This is a genomic window from Stappia indica, from assembly GCF_020177335.1.
GTDB lineage: Bacteria > Pseudomonadota > Alphaproteobacteria > Rhizobiales > Stappiaceae > Stappia > Stappia indica_B.
Window position 1 is genome coordinate 229,976 of record NZ_JAIVMG010000008.1, and the last position, 18,901, is coordinate 248,876.

The following is an 18,901-nucleotide window of genomic DNA, read 5'->3' on the forward strand; positions in this document are numbered from 1 at the left end:
TGCGGGCGGGGGAGGCGCTTCAGGCGGCGGGTGGCTGCGACGCGGACCAGTGCCGGCCGGTCAGCTCCACCGCGAACAGGGCGGGGGTGCGGGCGAAGCTGGCCAGCCCCTCCAGCGCCGGGTTGGGATGGCGAACAAGATAGGTCGGGATGGTGCGCATCAAGGCGTCATGCGGGGCCTTGGCCTCAAAGGCGGCGCGGAAGGCGGGTGCACGCAAGTGCCGTTCGATCCGCATCGGAATGCCGCCGCCGAGATAGACCCCGCCGCGCGCCAGGAAGGCCAGCGCCAGGTCTCCGGCCACCCGGCCGAGCGCCCGCACGAAGCAGGCGACGGTTCGTAGCGCCACGTCGTCCCCCGCGTCGGCGGCTTCGGTAACCGCGGCGCCGCTTTCGAACCGGCGGCTCTGGCCTTCGGCTTCGGCGACGGCGCGCGACAGGCGCACCAGTCCGGAGCCGCTGAGCACCTGTTCGGCGCCCACCCGTCCGCCGACCCGTTCCAGATGTTGCCAGATCCGCATGTCCTCCGCGTCAACGGGTCCCAGCTCCATGTGGCCGCCCTCGCCGGGCACCGGGATCCAGGTGTTGGCCGCGTGGATCATCGCCGCCGCGCCAAGTCCGGTGCCCGGGCCAAGCACCACCTTGGCACCGAACGGAACCGGCGCGCCGCCGCCAAGCTGTTCGATGGCCGTCCCGTCGAGCCCGGGAAGGGCCAGGGCCTGGGCCTCGAAATCGTTGAGCACGATCACGCTTTCCAGGTCGAACCGGGCGATCAGCTCCTTCGGGTCGATCACCCAGTCGGCGTTGGTGAGCGGGATTGTCTCGCCGGTGACCGGGCCGGCGACGGCGATCACGGCGGTGCGTGGCATCAGGGCGGTGTGGTTGAAGACGCTGGCGCTGGCTGCCTCGGCGAAACCGGGAAACCCTGCGGTGCTGACCGGCTCGAAGGCCTGGGTCTGCGCATGGGCGTCGCGGACGATGGCAAAGCGGGCATTGGTGCCGCCAATATCGGCCACCAGCACGGGGAAGCGGAAGCCCTTGAGGGACGAGGTGGAGGTGGTCATGGGCGGCTCTTGGCGATTTCCGGTGTCTGCGAACTGGTGGCAAGGCCGGTCAGGCGGGCCGAACGAAGCAGGATTTCCGCCGTCGAGCGGTTGAGCGCCATCGGGATGTCATAGACAAGAGCAAGGCGCATCAAGGCCTTCACATCCACATCATGCGGCATCGGCGACAGCGGGTCGACGAAGAAGATCAGCCCTTGCAGGCGCCCCTCGGCGATCATCGCGCCGATCTGCTGGTCGCCGCCGAGCGGGCCGCTCTTCAGCCGGGTGATGTCGAGATCCGGGCAGGCCTTGCGAATGCGCCCGCCGGTGGTGCCGGTCGCCACCAGCTTGTAGTCGGCAAGCTTGGCGGTGTTGAGACGGGCGAACGTGACCATCTCCTCCTTCTTCGCGTCATGGGCGATGAGGGCGAGGGCCGAGCGGTCCGGGCGCTGTGTCTCGGTCAAGGGGCGATCCTGTCGCAGGTTTTCAACCTTCAGGATGTACAGGCTTCCAGCGCCGGGGGAAAGCCGTTTGCGGGCGGTTTGGGCTTTGGCGCCCGCCCGCAAACGGCGCCGGGCAGCCTCAGTCGTAGAGGCTGCAGTTGATCGGCCGGCGCATCGCCGCGGTCATGATCCGGCCGGTGTTCGGCGACAGTCCGGCGATCTCGAGCATCAGCTTCATGCGGATGGCATTGGCGAACTGCTCCTTGGAACGAACCGGCACGGAGAAGTGCCCTGGGCCGCCGATGACGCAATCCTCATAGTAGTGATCGATATGCATCATCGCCTGCCAGTCGTCCTGCGCCGATTTCAGCATCAGGGGCAGGCCATTGATGGTGATGCCATTGGCGATGGCGCGATCGCGGAACTCGGTGACTGCGCCGCCCTGGTTGTTGGGGCCGTCGCCGGAGATGTCGATCACCTTGCGGATGCCCTGATACCGGTTGCCGGCGATCATGGTCATGGCCTGGGCCAGGGCGGAGGCGATGGAGGTGCGCTGGCGATGGTGCAGCGGCGCCTCGGCGATCCTGGCGGCAAAGGCGGCGGCCGTGGCGCCGTCGCTGATCACCGCCCAGTCGGCGACGATGTAATGTTCGCCGACACCGCCCCATTCCAGGTAGGAAATGGCGATCCGCCCGAGCGGACCGTAGCGAATGGCGTTGACCACCTGCGGCGAGGTCAAGGCTGCCACGTAGCCGGCGCGTTGCACCTCCTGTTCGTCCCGGTCCATGGATTGCGAAATGTCGACGGCCAGGATCAGCTCCACATCCACTTCTGCATCCGGATCATAAGCATATCCGAGGATCGTGGGTTTGCCCGCCGACCAGGCCGGCCCGGCTCCTAACAGAAGCGGGAAGATCAGGGACAGCCCGATCAGCATGCGCGCGATCCAGCATGACCGCATATCGCGGGAGAACGTGAGAACGCCCATGGTCGAAACCTCCTTCAACCGGTGTGGCGGGCTCCTGCCGCGTTTCGTGTCCCTGTGCTTGCCATCCCCCAATTCGTCTTTTGGGTCCGGAGTTGCTGAGCCGGGTTTTTGGCCGACCGCCATCCGGGCCTGACGAGTCCATCATCAAGTCAGATCCACGAAGCGAGCATTCAGCCCGCGGGGTGGGTGAGGCGTGCCGGGATCGACGCTGGCATAGCCTCTCACCGCATCGCCGGGGTGTGCCCGCCGATGTTTCTGTCGTCTTTGTCGACTTGCGCGGAACTTCGTGGAAGTAGGGCGCGGGTCGAATCTTGGGGGTTGTGGAAGTGTATCATGTTTTTAAGCTTTTTTAGAAAAACAATATTTGTACAAACGTCTGGTTGAGATTGCGATGAATTGTAAAATTGTCAAATTTACCCAGCGTAATTTTGAGGGGCTCCTTCTGCTTCGTCCTGCTGGCACGCATGCGTAAGGCCAAGATCGCAAGGGCATCAGTGGGGTTACGTCAGGGTGCCCGTGGTCGGGGTGCGTGGCGCTGCGGGCGGCCTGGACAAGGCGCTTGACCTCACCGGATGGGTGGGGCAGTCTCGTTTGAAAGAAATCCCATAAGCTGAATATTTTTTCGGCCACCAGAGGTAAGTGGACCCGGCGGGCCCGTCGTCTGACGGCGAAAGCGCGGGGCGGTGCGGATGAGGGGAGGCGAGCCCGGTCATGCGACAGGGTGACGGGATCACAGACATGGCCATTCGTGCGGCCTGGATGTCTTTCGTCGGCGGGGCGACGCAAGGGCAGATCGCCACCCGTCTTGGAATCTCCTCGGCCAAGGTTCATCGGCTGATTGCCCATGCGCAGCGCACCGGGCTGGTGCGTTTTCGGGTCGAGGGGCGGCCGACCGACTGTCTGGAGCTTGAGGCGGCGCTGATCGACGCCCATGGGCTGGCGTCCTGCCTGATTGCGCCGGACATTGGTGCCGCTGGCGTGGATGCGTCGATTCAGGCGGTGGCGGAGCTGGCCGGAGAGCATCTGGCCAATCTGCTCGGCAATGCCTCGGTCTCGCAGGTTGGCGTCGGCATGGGCCGGACCCTGAAGGCATCGGTCGACCTGATGCCGAGGATCCAGCGCCCGGATCTCAGGATCGTGTCGATCTCCGGATCGCTGACGCGCAAGCTGTCCGCCAATCCCTTCGATGTGGTTCAGCATCTGGCCGAACGCAGCGGCGGCGAGGGCTATTATCTGCCGGTGCCCTATCTGGCCGAAAGCGTCGATGAGCGGGACATGTTCCTGAAGCAGCGCAGCGTTCAGGCGCTGCTGGAGCGGGCCCGTGCCTCGGACCTGTTCGTCATCGGCATCGGATCGGTGGAAGATGACGGCCATCTTATCCGCCGCGACCTGATTTCCCGCGATGAGCAGCGCGACCTGATCGCCTCGGGCGCGGTCTGCGACCTGATGGGGCGGTTCATCGGCCGCGATGGCGCGCTTGTGCGCGCCCGGCTCAACGACAAGGCGGTGGGCCTGCCGTTCGAGGCGGTGCGCGGCGCCCGGGTGGTGGCGCTGGCGGGCGGCGCCGGCAAGAGCGAGGCAACCCGCGCGGCACTGCATGCGGGCATCATTACGGACCTGATCGTCGACGAAACCCTGGGCCGGGCCCTGGTGGCGGCGGACGGGACACAACGGGCCAGATCCGCGTGAAGACGGGCTGGGCCAACAGCTGGAGGTATGACACGTGAAGAAACTGTTATTGCTTGGAGCGGCCGCACTTGCGCTGACGGCCGGGGGCGCCGCCGCGCAGGAGATCCAGCCGGCGGTCGCCTATGATCTTGGCGGTAAATTCGACAAGTCCTTCAATGAGGCCGCCTATGTCGGCGCGGAGAAGTTCAAGGCCGACACCGGCATCGCCTATCGCGATTTCGAGATCCAGAACGACAGCCAGCGTGAACAGGCGCTGCGCAATTTCGCCCGGCGCGGCGCCAATCCGGTGGTGGCCATCGGCTTTTCCTATGCCAATGCGCTGGAGAAGGTCGCCAAGGAATTCCCCGACACAAAGTTCGCCATCGTCGACATGGTCGTCGATCTGCCGAACGTGCGCTCGATCGTCTTCAAGGAGCATGAGGGCTCCTACATCGTCGGCAAGCTGGCGGTGATGGCTTCCGAGACCGGCAAGGTCGGCTTCGTCGGCGGCATGGACATTCCGCTGATCCGCAAGTTCGCGTGTGGCTACAAGCAGGGCGTGCTCGAGACCAAGGCCGATGCGGAGGTGTTCGAGAACATGACCGGCACCACCGGTGCGGCCTGGACCGACCCGGTGAAGGGGGGCGAATTGGCCAAGTCGCAGATGGATCGCGGCGCCGATGTCATCTACCACGCGGCCGGTGGCACCGGTCTCGGCGTTCTCCAGGCGGTGGCCGATGCCGGCAAGCTGGGGATCGGCGTCGATTCCAACCAGAATGCCGTGCATCCGGGCTCGGTCCTGACCTCGATGACCAAGCGGGTCGATGTGGCCGTGGAAAAGGCCTTCACCGACGCCCGTGACGGCACGTGGACCTCCGGCTTCTACTCGCTCGGACTGGCCGAGGATGGTGTTGGCTGGGCCTATGACGACAACAACAAGGAACTGATCACCGAGGAGATGATCGCCGCGGTCGATCAGGCCAAGGCCGATATCATCGCCGGCAAGATCAAGGTGCATGACTACATGGCCAGCAACGACTGCCCGTTCTGAGCCTGACGCTTGGCGCTCCGCCGTTTCGGTCGGCGGGGCGCCGTTTTTCGAGCCGGGCCTCTTCCGGCGAGCGACCCACCGTCCTGATGCGAGAGGACGCGAGATGAACACCCTTCTGCGAGCCGCAAGCCTTGTGGCGGCGCTGCTGGTCCCCGGGCTGACGCCGGCATTGGCCGAGCCGGCGCTGGTCTATTCGGTTGGCGGCAAGTTCGACGGCTCGTTCAACGAAGCGGCCTATCGCGGTGCGGAGGCGTTTCGGGAGAAGACCGGCGAAAGCTATCGCGATTTCGAGATCGCCCGCGATGCGGAAAGCCTGCCGGCGCTGCGCAATTTCGCCAATCGCGGCTATGCGCCGATCGTAGCCATCGGCTTCAACCAGGCCTCCGCTGTCGGCGCGGCGGCCAAGGCCTTTCCCGAGGCGCGATTCTCCATCGTCGACATGGTGGTGACCGCGCCGAATGTGCGTTCGGTGACCTTTCGCGAGCAGGAGGGGGCCTATATCGCCGGCCTGCTGGCGGCGATGGCCACAAAGACCGGCACCATCGGCTTCGTCGGCGGCATGGACATTCCGCTGATCCGGCGCTTCCTGTGCGGCTACCGGCAGGGCGCGGCCTCGGTCTCGGAGGATGTCCGGGTGCTGTTCAACATGGCCGGCGACACGCCGGCGGCCTTCGCCGATCCGGCGCGCGGCGCGGAGCTGGCCCGCTCACAGATCGCGCGCGGCGCGGATGTGATCATCCAGGCGGCCGGCGGCACCGGCATTGGCGTTCTCCAGGCGGTGGCCGATGCCGGCAAGCTGGGGATCGGTACCGACAGCAACCAGAACGGCCTGCACCCGGGCAAGGTGCTCACCTCGATCCGCAAGCGGGTCGATGCGGCGGTGCTGGACAATTTTCTCGATGAGCTTTCCGGCGAATGGACGCCGGGGGTGCATGTGCTCGGCCTGAAGGAGGGCGGCATGGACTGGGTGATCGACGCCAACAACCGCGAGCTGATCACGGCGGACATGGAAGCGGCAGCACGCCGCGCCGAAGAGGACATTGCCGCTGGCCGCGCTGTTGTTCGCGACATCGCGCAAGACGGGACCTGCCCGCTATGACCGCCCCGCTCGCCATCGAGCTTGTCGGCATCGACAAGCGGTTCGGCTCCGTGCGGGCCAACAAGGACATCGACCTGAAGGTCGCCAAGGGCTCGATCCATGGCATCGTCGGCGAGAACGGCGCCGGCAAGTCGACGCTGATGTCGATCCTTTACGGTTTCTACCACGCGGATGGGGGCGAAATCCGCGTCGATGGCCGGCCGGTGACGATTGCCGACAGCCAGGCGGCGATTGCCCTCGGTATTGGCATGGTGCATCAGCATTTCATGCTGGTGGAGAATTTCACCGTGCTGGAAAACGTCATTCTTGGCGCGGAGGGCGGCCCGCTCCTGGCCGGCGGGGTGGCCCGTGCCCGGGCGACGCTGAAGCGGCTGGCCGAGGATTACGATCTGAAGGTCGATCCGGATGCGGTGATCGAGGATCTGCCCGTCGGCTTGCAGCAGCGGGTGGAGATCCTCAAGGCGCTGTTTCGCGGCGCCGATATCCTGATCCTCGACGAGCCGACCGGGGTGCTGACCCCGGCGGAGGCCGATCACCTGTTCCGCATCCTCAAGGTGCTGCGCGACGAGGGCAAGACGGTCCTTCTGATCACCCACAAGCTGCGCGAGATCATGGCCATCACCGACGAGGTGTCGGTGATGCGGCGCGGCGAGATGGTGGCGACGCGGCAGACCTCGAAGACCTCCATGGGCGAGTTGGCCGAGCTGATGGTCGGTCGGCGGGTCCTGCTGGAGGTGGAGAAGCAGCCGGCCTCGCCCGGACGGCCGGTGCTGCAGGTGGAGAACCTGACCGCCCGCGACGGGCGCGGGGTGGATGTGGTGCGCGATGTCTCCTTCGAGGTGCGCGCCGGCGAAATCGTCGGCATTGCCGGGGTGTCCGGCAATGGCCAGTCGGAGCTTCTGGAGGCAATCGCCGGCATCCGTCCGGTTCGTTCCGGCGCGGTGACCATCGACGGCACCCGCCTCGATCTGGCGCGGCACCCGGTCGATGCCGCAGCCATGCGCCGTCATGGCCTTGCCCATGTGCCGGAGGACCGGCATCGCATGGGGCTGGTGACCAGTTTCAGCGAATACGAGAACGCGATCCTCGGCTATCACCGCGACCCGGCCTATGGCCGGGGACCGATGCTCGACATCGGTGCGATCCGTGAGGCGGCGCGGGTGGAGATCGAGAAATACGACATTCGCCCGCCCGATTGCCTGTTGCGCACCGCCGGGTTTTCCGGCGGCAACCAGCAGAAGATCGTGCTGGCGCGGGAGATCGAGCGCGACCCGGTGATCCTCCTGGTCGGCCAACCGACACGCGGGGTCGACATCGGCGCCATCGAGTTCATTCACAAGCGGCTCGTTGCCCTGCGCGATGCCGGCAAGGGCGTGCTGCTCGTGTCGGTCGAGCTCGATGAGATCCGGGCCCTGGCCGACCGGGTTCTGGTGATGTTCGACGGCCGGGTGGTCGGCGAGCGGGCGCCGGAGACGGACGAAAGCGAACTGGGGCTGTTGATGGCCGGTGCGGCGCAGGAGGCGGCGGAATGAGGGCTGGGCAATTGCCGCGCTGGGCCGATTACGGCCTGATGCCGGCGATCAATGTGGTGGCGGCGTTTCTGGTCTCCGGGCTGGTGGTGCTCCTGATCGGCGAAAACCCGGTCGAGGCGGTGCGGATCCTCGTTTGGGGCGCGCTCGGCTGGAACGAGGGCATCGGCTTCACCCTGTTCTACGCCACCAATTTCATCTTTACCGGGCTGGCGGTCGCCGTCGCCTTCCATGCCGGGCTGTTCAACATCGGCGGCGAGGGCCAGGCCTATCTCGGCGGGCTCGGCGTCGCGCTCGCCTGTCTGGCGCTCGACCGTTTCGTGCCCTGGTGGGTCACCCTGCCGGTGGCGGTGGCCGGGGCGGCGGCGGCCGGCGCGCTGTGGGCGCTGGTGCCGGCCTATCTTCAGGCGAAACGCGGCAGCCATGTGGTGATCACCACCATCATGTTCAATTTCATCGCCGCCTCGCTGATGGTCTATCTCCTGGTCAATGTGATGGCCAAGACCGGGTCGATGCAGCCGGAAACCCGCACCTTCGAGGCTGGCGGCCGGCTGCCGCTGCTGCAGACGATCCTGCCGGGGGTGGATTTCGGCTCAGCGCCGGTGAACCTTTCCTTCGTGCTGGCGCTTCTGTCCTGTCTGCTGGTCTGGGTGCTGATCTGGCGCACACGGCTCGGCTATGAGATCCGCACCTTCGGCGCCAGCCCGGGAGCGGCGGTCTATGCCGGCATTTCACCGGTGCGCATCACCATCGTCACCATGCTGATTTCCGGCGGGCTGGCCGGCATGATGGCGATCAACGAGATCATGGGCTCGCAGCACCGGCTGCTGATCGAATTCGTCTCCGGCTACGGCTTTGTCGGCATTGCCGTGGCGCTGATGGGCCGGGCCCATCCGGTCGGCATCATCCTGGCGGCGATCCTGTTCGGCATCCTCTATCAGGGCGGGGCGGAGCTTGCCTTCGAGATGCCGGCGATCACCCGCGACATGATCGTGGTGATCCAGGGGCTTGTGATCCTGTTCGCCGGCGCGCTGGAGCATATGTTCCGGCCGTTGCTGTTGCGCCTGTTCGGCATCCTGGCCGCGCCGGCCTCGAAGCCGGCGTGAGGAAAGGGGCACCACCATGTTCGAAACCCTGATCCTCATCCTCGACAGCACGGTGCGTCTGGCGACGCCGCTGCTGCTCGCCGCGCTCGCCGGGCTCTACTCGGAACGCTCCGGCGTGTTCGACATCGGTCTTGAAGGCAAGATGCTCGGCGCTGCCTTCGCCGCCGGCGCAGCCGCCGCCGTCACCGGCTCGGCCTGGGCGGGGCTTGCCGCCGGCATCCTGGTTGCCATCGCGCTGGCGCTGGTGCACGGCTTTGCCTGCATCACCCATCGCGGCAACCAGATCGTCTCCGGCGTTGCTATCAACTTTCTCGCCATCGGCCTGACGGCGCTGCTGGGGCAGGACTGGTTCCGCCAGGGCGGACGCACCCCGCCGCTGTCCGGCGACGGGCGCTTCACCAATATCCAGTTGCCCTTCGCCGAGGCCCTGCGCGACGTGCCGGTGATCGGTGGCCTCTATTCGGAGCTTCTGTCGGGCCATAATCTGCTGGTCTATGTCGCCTTCCTCGCCGTTCCGGTGACCTGGTGGGTGCTGTTCCGCACCCGCTTCGGTCTGCGCCTCAGGGCGGTCGGCGAGAATCCGGCGGCGGTCGATACCGCCGGGATCTCGGTCACTTGGCTGCGCTACCGGGCGGTGATCTGCACCGGCATCCTGTGCGGCATTGCCGGTACCTACCTGTCGGTGGCCCAGTCCGCCGGCTTCATCAAGGACATGACGGCGGGCAAGGGGTTCATCGCCCTTGCGGCGCTGATCTTTGCCAAATGGAAACCGGTTCCGGTGATGTTCGCCTGCCTGCTGTTCGGTTTTCTTGACGCAGCGGCAATCCGGTTGCAGGGTCAGGAAATACCCGGTATCGGCGAAGTGCCGGTGCAGGCGATCCAGGCACTGCCTTATATCCTGACCGTTGTGCTGCTGGCCGGGTTCATCGGCCGCGCTGTTCCGCCCAAGGCCGGCGGCGTGGCCTACGTCAAGGAGCGAACCTGATGTCTCGATTCGATGAACTGTTTGCCGCGGCTGCCGCCGCGCGTGCCAATGCCTATGACAAATACTCCGGCTTTGCCGTGGGCGCCGCCGTTTTGGGCAAGGATGGCAAGATCTATTCCGGCTGCAACGTGGAGAATGCCAGTTTTCCCGAGGGCTGGTGCGCCGAGACAACGGCGCTTGGCAAGATGATCTGTTCGGGCGAACGGGAGGTGGCCGAGGTGCTGGTGATGGCCGATGCCGCCCTGTGCACCCCCTGCGGCGGTTGCCGCCAGCGGCTGGCCGAATTCGCCCTCGACGAGGTGGTTGTGCATATCTGCGACCTGTCGGGCTTGAGAAAGAACTACACCATTGGGGAATTGTTGCCGGCACGCTTCGTGCTGGAGGCAGGGGAGAGCGCGAGCGCATGAGTGGTTATGGTCCCGAATGCGCCACGGTGGTGCGCGCTGCCCGTCCGGGCAAGTACCGTCTTGGACTGATCCTCGGCTCCGGTCTCGGCTCGCTCGCCGACGAGGTCGAGGATGCGGTGCGCATCTCCTATTCCAAGCTTTCGGGCTTTCCCGTGTCTTCCGTGTCCTCGCACGGCAGTGAACTGGTGGCCGGGACCCTGCAAGGGGTGCCGGTCGCGGTGCTGTCGGGCCGGGCGCATTACTATGAGAGCGGCGTTCCCGGTGTCATGCGCACGCCGCTGGAAACGCTGAAGGAGCTCGGCTGCGACACCGTGCTTCTGACCAATGCCGCCGGCTCCTTGCGCGAGGAGTTCCGCCCCGGCACGCCGATGCTGATTTCCGACCACATCAACTGGTCGGGGCTCAATCCGCTGATCGGCGAGGAGAGCGAGGCGCGCTTCCTCGACATGAGCACGGCCTATGACGAGGGGCTGCGCGGCCGCATCCGCCGCATCGCCGAGGAGGAGGGCATCGCCCTTGGCGAAGGGGTCTACATGTGGTTTTCCGGCCCGTCCTTCGAGACCCCGGCGGAAATCCGCATGGCCCGGACCCTGGGCGCCGACGCGGTCGGCATGTCGACGGTGCCGGAGGTGATCCTCGCGCGGTTCCTCGGCATGAAGGTCGCGGCCATCTCCACCATTACCAACTATGGCGCGGGGCTGCAGCCGCACGCCCTGTCCCATGACGAAACCAAGTCGACCGCCCTGCTTGCGGTCGATGCCCTGAAGACGCTGATCCGGCGCTTCGCGAAGGACCTTGCCGATGACTGACCTGACTGCGGCCGATGTGGCGCGCCGCGCCCTGCCGCTGATCGATCTCACCAATCTGGACGAAAACTGCCAGGACGCGGATATCGACGCCCTGTGCGCGCGCGCGGTAACCGACTTCGGCTCCGTGGCGGCGGTGTGCGTCTGGCCCCGTTTCGTTGCCCGTGCCGTCTCCTGCCTGGCCGGCTCCGGGGTGAAGGTCGCCACCGTGGTCAATTTCCCGGAAGGCGGCGACAAGACGCTTGAGGTGGTTGCCGAGACCCGGCAGGCGGTGGCCGATGGCGCTGATGAGATCGACCTTGTCATGCCGTACCGCGCCTTTGTTTCCGGACGCCGGGGCTTTGCCGAGGAGCAGATCCGGCGGGTGCGCGCCGTTTGCGGCGACCGGCTGCTCAAGGTGATCCTGGAAACCGGCGAGATCGGCGATCCGCTGCTGATCCATGCCGCCGCTGGCGTGGCCATCGGCGCCGGGGCCGATTTCATCAAGACCTCCACCGGCAAGGTGCCGGTCAACGCGACGCTGGAGGCGGCGGAGGTGATGCTGACGGTGATCGAGGAGACCCGCCGCGATCATGGCCGCGATGTCGGCTTCAAGCCGGCGGGCGGCATTCGCACGCTGGAGGATGCGGCCGGCTATCTGGCGCTCGCCGACAGGATCATGGGCGCGAACTGGGTATCGGCGGCGAGTTTCCGCTTCGGCGCCAGCGGGTTGCTCGATGCGGTGCTGGCCGGGCTCGATGGCGCGCCCGCGCCCTCCGGCGAGGGATATTGACCCGATGATGCTGGCCCAGGAACTCATCCGCCGGAAGCGCGACGGCGGGGCGTTGACCGACGAAGAGATCGCCTTCTTCGTCAAGGGGCTGACCGACAGGTCGGTCAGCAACGAGCAGGTCTCGGCCCTTGCCATGGCGATCTTCTTCAAGGGGCTGACCCTTGAGGAGCGGGTGGCGCTGACCCTGGCCATGCGCGACAGCGGCACGGTGCTCGACTGGAGCGACATCGAGGCGCCGGTGCTCGACAAGCATTCCACCGGTGGGGTCGGCGACAATGTCTCCCTGATGCTGGCGCCGGCGCTGGCGGTGTGCGGCGCGGCCGTGCCGATGATTTCCGGGCGCGGCCTTGGCCACACCGGCGGCACTCTCGACAAGTTCGACAGCATCCCCGGCTACACCTCCAAGCCGGACAACGCCTTGTTCCGCAAGGTGGTGCGCGAGGTCGGCTGCGCCATCATCGGCCAGACGGCGGATCTCGCCCCCGCCGACCAACGCTTTTACGGCATTCGCGACGTGACCGGCACGGTGGAGAGCCTCGATCTCATCACCGCCTCGATCCTGTCGAAGAAGCTGGCCGCCGGTCTCGGCGGGCTGGTGCTGGATGTCAAATGGGGCAGCGGTGCCTTCATGGCGACCCTCGAGGAAGCCTCGGCGCTGGCCGAAAGCCTGGTGCGGGTCGCCAATGGTGCTGGCTGCCCGACCACCGCGCTTCTGACCGACATGAACGAGCCGCTGGCCTCGGCCGCCGGCAACGCAGTGGAGGTGCGCAATGCGGTCGACTTCCTGACGGGCAAGGAAATCGACAATCGCCTGTTCGATGTGACGGTGGCGCTGGGCGCCGAGGCGCTGGTGACCGGCGGGCTTGCGACCGACGCAAACGAAGGCGCGGACCGGATGCGCGACGCCTTTGCCAGCGGCGCGGCGGCGGAGCGCTTTGCCAAGATGGTGGCGGCGCTCGGCGGACCGGCCGATTTCATTGAGCGACCCGAAGCCTATCTCGCTGCGGCGCCGGTGGAGCGGGCGATCTATCCGGAGACCCCGGGAACGGTGGTGGCCGTCGATGCGCGCGCCATTGGCGTTGCCGTGGTGGAGCTGGGCGGCGGTCGGCGCACGTTCGATGACGTGATTGACCCGGCGGTGGGCCTCACCCATATCGCCGGTATCGGCCACAGTGTCGACAGCGATGCGCCGCTTGCCATCGTGCACGCGGCCAGCGAGGCGGCGGCGGCCCGGGCAGCGGACAGCGTTCGCGCTGCCTATCGCATCGGCGGCGCGGCCGAGGTCGAGGACCGCCCCGTGATCGCCCGGCGGATCGCCGCGCCCGCGTAAGGCCCCCGTGGAAGGCCCTTGCGGCTGACGTCTGTTGGGCGGCCCGACGGCTGGCCCCAGGATGAAAGGAAAAGCCATGTCTCGAGCGATCCTGTGCGTGCTCGACAGTTTTGGCATTGGCGGCGCGCCGGACGCGGAGCAGTTCGGCGATGCCGGGTCCAACACGCTGGGCCATATCGCCGCGCGCTGTGCCGCTGGCGAGGCCGACCGGCCGGGTCTGAGGTCCGGGCCGCTTCAGGTGCCGAACATGAACCGGCTCGGGCTTGGCCGGGCGGCGGTGCTCGCATCGGGCACGGCGCCTGCCGGCCTTGACGTCTCCGCCGAGCCGCAAGGCATCTGGGGCTGCGCCAGCGAAACCTCGCGCGGCAAGGACACGCCCTCTGGCCATTGGGAAATCGCCGGCGTGCCGGTGGCCTTCGATTGGGGCTATTTCCCTGAGACGGTGCCGACCTTTCCCGCCGATCTGATCGCGGCGATTATCGAGCGCGGTCAGCTTCCGGGCATTCTCGGCGACCGCCATGCCTCGGGCACGCAGATCATCGAGGAACTGGGCAAGGAGCATATCCGCAGCGGCAAGCCGATTTGCTACACCAGCGCCGACTCGGTGTTCCAGATCGCCGCCCACGAGACCCATTTCGGTCTGGAGCGGCTTTATGCGCTGTGCGAAATCGTGCGCGAGCTGGTTGATCCGCTCAACATTGGCCGGGTGATCGCCCGGCCCTTCACCGGGGAAAGCCCGGCGGAATTCACGCGCACCGCCAACCGGCGCGATTATTCCGTGCTGCCGCCCGAACCGACCCTGCTCGACCGGGTGGTCGCCGCCGGCGGCAAGACCCTGACGGTGGGCAAGATCTCCGACATCTTCGCCCATTCCGGCGTCACCAGCGTGTTGAAGGGCGCCGGCAATGACGCCCTGTTCGACAAGACGCTGGAGGCGATCCGCCTGGCCGGCGACGGCGATCTGGTGTTCTCCAATTTCATCGACTTCGACAGTCTTTACGGTCACCGGCGCGATGTGGCCGGCTACGCGGCGGCGCTGGAAGCGTTCGACCGCCGCCTGCCGGAGATGCTGGCGCTGGTGCGGCCCGGCGATATGCTGCTTCTGACCGCCGACCATGGGTGTGATCCGACCTGGCGCGGCACCGATCACACCCGCGAGCGCGTTGCGGTGATCGGCGTGGCACCGGATGGAAAGCCGCATTCCATTGGTATCCGGCCGACCTTCGCCGACATGGGCGAGACGCTGGCGGCCCATCTGGGGCTCGCCGCCGGTCGGCATGGCACACCCTTCGCCTGACGGGGGGCACTTTTGGGAATGGATCCGGCAGGGACCCTGCGGGGAGAGGGATGGGAATGATCGCAAGACGTTTTGCCGCGCCAGCGGATGGCACGCTGACCGATGAGATGAAGACGGCCTACGCGGAAGACGGCTTTCTGGTGCTGACCGGCTACAAGAGCGCTGACGAATGCGATCGCCTGAAGGCGCGCATGGGCGAGTTGATCGACGCGTTCGATCCGGCGGAAAACGCCTCCGTGTTCGAGACCGGCGCGCAGAGCCACGCTCGCGACCGGTATTTTCGCGAAAGCGGCGACAAGATCCGCTTCTTCTTCGAGGAAGAAGCGTTCGATGCGGACGGCCGGCTGACCCGGCCCAAGGCGGAGGCGCTCAACAAGGTCGGCCATGCGCTGCATGATCTCGACCCGGTGTTCGAGGCGTTTTCCCGCGACCCGCGTCTGGCCCGCACCGCCGCCGGGCTGGGCCTCGCGGCGCCGCTGCTGGCGCAGTCCATGTACATCTTCAAGCCGCCGGAGATTGGCGGTGAGGTCAATTGCCATCAGGATTCGACCTTCCTGCACACCGAACCCCTGAGCTGCACCGGCTTCTGGTTCGCGCTGGAGGATGCGGATGAGGAAAACGGCGGGCTGATGGGCGGTCCGGGCGGGCACAAGGGGCCCTTGCGCCAGCGGTTCCACTACGATGGCGATGCCTTGCGGATGGAGCGCTTCGACGAGACGCCCTTTGGCGAGGATGTTCCCTTGCGCGCGCCGAAGGGAACGCTGGTGATCCTGCACGGGCTGGTGCCGCATCGCTCCGCCCCCAACCGCTCGTCGCGCTCGCGCCACGCCTATGCGCTGCATCTGGTCGATGGCGCGGCGCGCTGGTCCCCCGACAACTGGTTGTTGCGCGCGGCGGACAATCCCATGCGGGGGTTCTGAGCCGATGGAGGCGCCAGGGGCGCACACGCCGGTGCCCAAGGCCGAGCTGCATGTGCATGTGGAAGGCGCCGCGCCGCCCGATCTGGTGCGCCGGCTTGCGGAGAAATACAGCGTCGACATCAGCGGGCTCTTTGATGAGACCGGCGGTTACGACTGGCAGGATTTCTCCTCCTTTCTGGCCGTCTATGACAAGGCGAGCCGGCTGTTCCGCGCGCCCGAGGATTATGCGCTCCTGAGCGAGACCTATCTGCGCCAGTTGGCGGCGGAAGGGGCGATCTATGCCGAATTGACGATCTCGCCCGACCATGCCGCCGGCGCGGGCCTTTCCTATGCCGCTTATGTGGGCGGACTGGCGGAGGGCATCGAGCGGGCAAGGGCGACGACCGGCATCGAGGCGCGGATGATCGCCATCGGCGTGCGCCATTTCGGTGCCCAGGCGGTGGAGCGGGTGGCCTTGCAGGTGACCGGCGCGCCGCATCCGCTGGTCACCGGCTTCGGCCTTGCCGGTGATGAGCGCGAGGGCCATCCCTCCAGCTTCGCCCGCGCCTTTCGCATCGCCGGGGAGGCGGGGCTGGGGCTGACCGCCCATGCGGGCGAATTCGCCGGGCCGGAGAGCGTCGCGGCAGCGCTCGATTTCCTCAAGGTCCGCCGGATCGGCCATGGCGTGCGGGCGATCGAGGATCCGGCGCTGGTCGAGCGGTTGGCGGCGGAGGGCATCGTGCTGGAGGTCTGCCCCGGCTCCAATCTGGCGCTTGGGCTTTATGGTGCCTTGCGGTTCCATCCGGTCAACCTCCTGCGCCGGGCAGGCTGCCGGATCACGCTGAACTCGGACGACCCGCCGTTCTTCCGCACCACTTTGGGACATGAGTATTCTTCCTGCGCGGAGGTGTTCGGCTGGTCGCGGGAGGATCTCATCGCCATCACCGGCTGCGCCATAGAGGCGGCCTTCTGCGGTGACGAGACCCGCGCGGCGCTGCGCCGGCGTTTGTCCATCGTGCCGGCGCAGTGGCAAAGCTGAGGAAAAAGCACGAAATCGCGCGCGGTCCGCACGCCATCGCGGCTGGCAAGGCTGTTCATCCGCGCGCGAAACGGGCATGTAGGAAATTCCAGAGACGGTAACCCGACAGGCCGCCCGGCATCTGTTTCCGGCCAGCGGCGAAAGACAAGAGGCGCGACATGACCGGTGCCACGGTAATCGACCACCCGCTCGTCCAGCACAAGCTGACCCATATGCGGATGAAGGACACCTCGACCCAGGGCTTTCGCCGGCTCTTGCGGGAAATCGCGGTGCTTCTGACCTACGAGGTCACCCGCGACCTGCCGATCACGACGACGGAGATCGAAACGCCGTTGCAGCCGATGAACGCGCCGGTGATCGAGGGCAAGAAGCTGGTCTTCGCCTCGGTGCTGCGCGCCGGCAACGGCCTGCTTGAGGGCATGCTGGAGCTGGTTCCGGCCGCCCGCGTCGCCCATGTCGGCCTTTACCGCGATCCCAAGACCCTTCAGCCGGTCGAATACTATTTCAAGGCGCCGGAAGGCCTGGCCGAACGGCTGGTGATCGTCGTCGATCCGATGCTGGCCACCGCCAATTCGGCCATCGCCGCAGTGCAGCGGCTGAAGGAGGCGGGCGCGACCCAGTTGCGGTTCCTCTGCCTGCTGGCGGCGCCCGAAGGCATCGAGAAATTCATCGCCGCCCATCCCGATGTGCCGGTGTTCACCGCTGCCATCGACGAAGGGTTGAACGAGAAAAGCTATATTCTTCCAGGCCTTGGCGATGCGGGCGACCGCATGTACGGTACCAAGTAAACCTGCATTTTTCAAAACACTTAAACTGTCCGAGGGGGATTTATGGGCGGAGCGATTTATCCGGATCTGCAGGAACGCACGGTTCTGATTACCGGCGGTGGCAGCGGCATTGGTGCTGAAATCGTCCGTCATTTCGCGGCGCAGGGCGCGCGGGTCGGTTTCATCGACATTGCCGAGGATGCGTCCAAGGCGCTGGCGCATGAACTGACTGCCGAGGGCCGGACCGTTCGCTTCGAACAGGCGGATCTGACCGACATCGACGCGGTCCGCGCCGCCATCGGCCGGGTCCGGGAGGCGCTCGGCCCGATCACCGTACTGGTCAACAACGCGGCGCATGACGAACGCCATGCGCTGGAAGAGGTGACACCGGAGTATTGGGATCAGCGGATGGCGGTCAATCTTCGCCATCAGTTCTTCTGCGCCCAGGCGGTGGTGCCGGACATGCGGGGAGCTGGCGGTGGCGCCATCATCAACATGGGCTCGATTTCCTGGATGATCGGCGAGGGCAACATGGCCGGTTACACCGCCAGCAAATCGGCGGTGCTCGGCCTGACCCGCTCGCTCGCCCGCGACCTCGGCCCGGACAATATCCGCGCCAATTCCATCGCTCCCGGCTGGATCATGACCCAGCGCCAGATCGACCTCTGGCTGACCGAGGAGGGCGAGGAAAACATCATGAAAAGGCAGTGCCTGAAGCGCAAGCTGGTGCCGGCCGATGTGGCGCGGGTGGTGCTGTTCTACGCTTCCTCCGAAGCCTCCGCCTGCACCAACCAGAGCTACATCGTCGACGGCGGCTGGGTCTGATCGAACCGCCCTCCCGGCGGTCCGAGTCGCGCATGGAAAGGGCCCGTCATGATCATTGTCTTCGGCTCGATCAATCTCGACCTGGTGGTGGCGCTGCCGCGCCTGCCGCGCCCCGGCGAGACCATCGTCGGCCCCGATCATCAGGCCTTTGCCGGCGGCAAGGGCGCCAATCAGGCCCTGTCCGCCCGGCGCGCCGGCGCCTCTGTCCGCATGGTCGGGGCCGTCGGTTCGGATTCCCATGCCGGCCCGGCGCTGGAGAACCTGACCGCCGCCGGCGTCGACCTCACCCATGTCCGGCATCTTGAGGGAGCGACCGGGATCGCCATGATCGGCGTCGATGCCGGGGGCGAGAACCTGATCATGTGTGCCAGCGGGGTCAACGCCCGGGTGGTGCCGGAGTGGCTCGACGGTTGTCTCGGCGCGGGCGACCTTCTGGTGCTGCAACGGGAGCTGGAGGCCGAACCCATCGCCGAGGCGGTGCGGCGCGCGGAGGCGGTCGGGGCGCGGGTGCTTTTGAACACCGCGCCGTCCGGCGATACGGCGCTGGCCGGGCTGGTCGACCGGGTCGACATCGTCGTCGCCAATGAGGCGGAGGCGGCGGAACTGGCGCAGGTCCGGGGCGCGACTGGAACGGATGCCGAGGCCCATTGCGCGGCGCTGGCCGGACCGGAGCGGCTGGCGGTGGTGACCCTGGGCGGGCGCGGGCTGGCGGCCCGGCGCGGAAAGAAGCGCTGGCGGGTGGCCGCGCCGGTGGTCGAGGTGGTCGACACCACGGGGGCGGGCGATGCCTTCGTCGGCGCCCTGGCGGCGGCGCTGGATCGCGGCGCCCCGGTGGCGCGGGCCCTGTGCGA

The 18,901-nt window shown here is 66.8% G+C and carries 19 protein-coding genes; 16 read left to right on the forward strand and 3 right to left on the reverse strand.

The features are described from left to right. Positions 1-19 precede the first annotated feature (19 nt). The 3 genes from LC062_RS12885 to LC062_RS12895 all read right to left on the reverse strand — a co-directional run bounded on the left by LC062_RS12885 (position 20) and on the right by LC062_RS12895 (position 2,470). Positions 20-1,060 carry a glucokinase gene (locus LC062_RS12885; protein ID WP_224911430.1) on the reverse strand — a complete coding sequence of 347 codons (1,041 nt, stop codon included), beginning with the start codon at positions 1,058-1,060 and terminating at the stop codon, positions 20-22. Beyond that, positions 1,057-1,503 carry a methylglyoxal synthase gene (locus LC062_RS12890; protein ID WP_224911431.1) on the reverse strand — a complete coding sequence of 149 codons (447 nt, stop codon included), beginning with the start codon at positions 1,501-1,503 and terminating at the stop codon, positions 1,057-1,059. Before LC062_RS12890 ends, LC062_RS12885 begins: the two co-directional genes overlap by 4 nt. Positions 1,504-1,621: 118 nt before the next feature. Next, on the reverse strand, positions 1,622-2,470 hold the full coding sequence (locus LC062_RS12895) for a DUF1194 domain-containing protein (RefSeq protein ID WP_224911432.1): 849 nt from the start codon (positions 2,468-2,470) through the stop codon (positions 1,622-1,624). Between the two features lie 738 nt (positions 2,471-3,208). Here LC062_RS12895 and LC062_RS12900 point away from each other — a divergent pair. From LC062_RS12900 to LC062_RS12975, 16 genes are all read left to right on the forward strand, one after another. Then, entirely contained in the window at positions 3,209-4,159 is a 951-nt protein-coding gene (locus LC062_RS12900; RefSeq protein ID WP_224911433.1) for a sugar-binding transcriptional regulator, read from the forward strand. Between the two features lie 34 nt (positions 4,160-4,193). After that, complete coding sequence (locus tag LC062_RS12905; RefSeq protein ID WP_224911434.1) at positions 4,194-5,189, forward strand: BMP family lipoprotein; 996 nt, start codon at positions 4,194-4,196, stop codon at positions 5,187-5,189. A 103-nt stretch (positions 5,190-5,292) separates the two neighbouring features. After that, positions 5,293-6,288, forward strand: coding sequence for a BMP family lipoprotein (locus tag LC062_RS12910; RefSeq protein ID WP_224911435.1), 996 nt, complete (start codon positions 5,293-5,295; stop codon positions 6,286-6,288). Beyond that, positions 6,285-7,820: an ABC transporter ATP-binding protein gene (locus LC062_RS12915; RefSeq protein ID WP_224911436.1), complete on the forward strand. Its 1,536-nt coding sequence runs from the start codon at positions 6,285-6,287 to the stop codon at positions 7,818-7,820. The genes LC062_RS12910 and LC062_RS12915 overlap by 4 nt, the downstream gene beginning before the upstream one ends. Then, positions 7,817-8,923, forward strand: a complete 1,107-nt coding sequence (locus LC062_RS12920) for an ABC transporter permease (RefSeq protein WP_224911437.1) — start codon at positions 7,817-7,819, stop codon at positions 8,921-8,923. Before LC062_RS12915 ends, LC062_RS12920 begins: the two co-directional genes overlap by 4 nt. Before the next feature lie 16 nt (positions 8,924-8,939). After that, positions 8,940-9,908 (forward strand): ABC transporter permease, encoded by a 969-nt coding sequence (locus LC062_RS12925; RefSeq protein ID WP_224911438.1) that lies wholly within the window; start codon positions 8,940-8,942, stop codon positions 9,906-9,908. Then, positions 9,908-10,315, forward strand: coding sequence for a cytidine deaminase (cdd, locus tag LC062_RS12930; protein WP_224911439.1), 408 nt, complete (start codon positions 9,908-9,910; stop codon positions 10,313-10,315). Before LC062_RS12925 ends, cdd begins: the two co-directional genes overlap by 1 nt. Further along, positions 10,312-11,124 carry a purine-nucleoside phosphorylase gene (locus LC062_RS12935; RefSeq protein WP_224911440.1) on the forward strand — a complete coding sequence of 271 codons (813 nt, stop codon included), beginning with the start codon at positions 10,312-10,314 and terminating at the stop codon, positions 11,122-11,124. The genes cdd and LC062_RS12935 overlap by 4 nt, the downstream gene beginning before the upstream one ends. Continuing rightward, positions 11,117-11,893, forward strand: coding sequence for a deoxyribose-phosphate aldolase (gene deoC, locus LC062_RS12940; protein ID WP_224911441.1), 777 nt, complete (start codon positions 11,117-11,119; stop codon positions 11,891-11,893). Before LC062_RS12935 ends, deoC begins: the two co-directional genes overlap by 8 nt. A 7-nt stretch (positions 11,894-11,900) precedes the next feature. Next, positions 11,901-13,223 (forward strand): thymidine phosphorylase, encoded by a 1,323-nt coding sequence (gene deoA / locus LC062_RS12945; RefSeq protein ID WP_224911459.1) that lies wholly within the window; start codon positions 11,901-11,903, stop codon positions 13,221-13,223. Positions 13,224-13,299: 76 nt separating this feature from the next. Then, positions 13,300-14,520 (forward strand): phosphopentomutase, encoded by a 1,221-nt coding sequence (locus LC062_RS12950; RefSeq protein ID WP_224911442.1) that lies wholly within the window; start codon positions 13,300-13,302, stop codon positions 14,518-14,520. A gap of 56 nt (positions 14,521-14,576) precedes the next feature. Next, positions 14,577-15,440 (forward strand): phytanoyl-CoA dioxygenase family protein, encoded by an 864-nt coding sequence (locus tag LC062_RS12955; protein WP_224911443.1) that lies wholly within the window; start codon positions 14,577-14,579, stop codon positions 15,438-15,440. Positions 15,441-15,444: 4 nt separating this feature from the next. Next, positions 15,445-16,458 (forward strand): adenosine deaminase, encoded by a 1,014-nt coding sequence (locus LC062_RS12960; RefSeq protein ID WP_224911444.1) that lies wholly within the window; start codon positions 15,445-15,447, stop codon positions 16,456-16,458. A gap of 158 nt (positions 16,459-16,616) precedes the next feature. Then, positions 16,617-17,246: a uracil phosphoribosyltransferase gene (gene upp / locus LC062_RS12965; protein WP_224911445.1), complete on the forward strand. Its 630-nt coding sequence runs from the start codon at positions 16,617-16,619 to the stop codon at positions 17,244-17,246. 42 nt (positions 17,247-17,288) lie between these two features. Further along, on the forward strand, positions 17,289-18,050 hold the full coding sequence (locus LC062_RS12970) for an SDR family NAD(P)-dependent oxidoreductase (protein WP_224911446.1): 762 nt from the start codon (positions 17,289-17,291) through the stop codon (positions 18,048-18,050). Between the two features lie 48 nt (positions 18,051-18,098). After that, on the forward strand, positions 18,099-18,901 hold an 803-nt coding region (locus LC062_RS12975; RefSeq protein ID WP_224911447.1), incomplete at its 3' end, for a ribokinase.

Bases quoted from the DNA above. Each gene is read 5' to 3' on its own strand.
- LC062_RS12885 (WP_224911430.1), bottom strand. From the start codon at position 1,060: ATGACCACCTCCACCTCGTCCCTCAAGGGCTTCCGCTTCCCCGTGCTG.
- LC062_RS12895 (WP_224911432.1), bottom strand. From the start codon at position 2,470: ATGGGCGTTCTCACGTTCTCCCGCGATATGCGGTCATGCTGGATCGCG.
- LC062_RS12900 (WP_224911433.1), top strand. From the start codon at position 3,209: ATGGCCATTCGTGCGGCCTGGATGTCTTTCGTCGGCGGGGCGACGCAA.
- LC062_RS12910 (WP_224911435.1), top strand. From the start codon at position 5,293: ATGAACACCCTTCTGCGAGCCGCAAGCCTTGTGGCGGCGCTGCTGGTC.
- LC062_RS12915 (WP_224911436.1), top strand. From the start codon at position 6,285: ATGACCGCCCCGCTCGCCATCGAGCTTGTCGGCATCGACAAGCGGTTC.
- LC062_RS12920 (WP_224911437.1), top strand. From the start codon at position 7,817: ATGAGGGCTGGGCAATTGCCGCGCTGGGCCGATTACGGCCTGATGCCG.
- LC062_RS12925 (WP_224911438.1), top strand. From the start codon at position 8,940: ATGTTCGAAACCCTGATCCTCATCCTCGACAGCACGGTGCGTCTGGCG.
- cdd (WP_224911439.1), top strand. From the start codon at position 9,908: ATGTCTCGATTCGATGAACTGTTTGCCGCGGCTGCCGCCGCGCGTGCC.
- LC062_RS12935 (WP_224911440.1), top strand. From the start codon at position 10,312: ATGAGTGGTTATGGTCCCGAATGCGCCACGGTGGTGCGCGCTGCCCGT.
- deoC (WP_224911441.1), top strand. From the start codon at position 11,117: ATGACTGACCTGACTGCGGCCGATGTGGCGCGCCGCGCCCTGCCGCTG.
- deoA (WP_224911459.1), top strand. From the start codon at position 11,901: ATGCTGGCCCAGGAACTCATCCGCCGGAAGCGCGACGGCGGGGCGTTG.
- LC062_RS12950 (WP_224911442.1), top strand. From the start codon at position 13,300: ATGTCTCGAGCGATCCTGTGCGTGCTCGACAGTTTTGGCATTGGCGGC.
- LC062_RS12955 (WP_224911443.1), top strand. From the start codon at position 14,577: ATGATCGCAAGACGTTTTGCCGCGCCAGCGGATGGCACGCTGACCGAT.
- LC062_RS12960 (WP_224911444.1), top strand. From the start codon at position 15,445: ATGGAGGCGCCAGGGGCGCACACGCCGGTGCCCAAGGCCGAGCTGCAT.
- upp (WP_224911445.1), top strand. From the start codon at position 16,617: ATGACCGGTGCCACGGTAATCGACCACCCGCTCGTCCAGCACAAGCTG.
- LC062_RS12970 (WP_224911446.1), top strand. From the start codon at position 17,289: ATGGGCGGAGCGATTTATCCGGATCTGCAGGAACGCACGGTTCTGATT.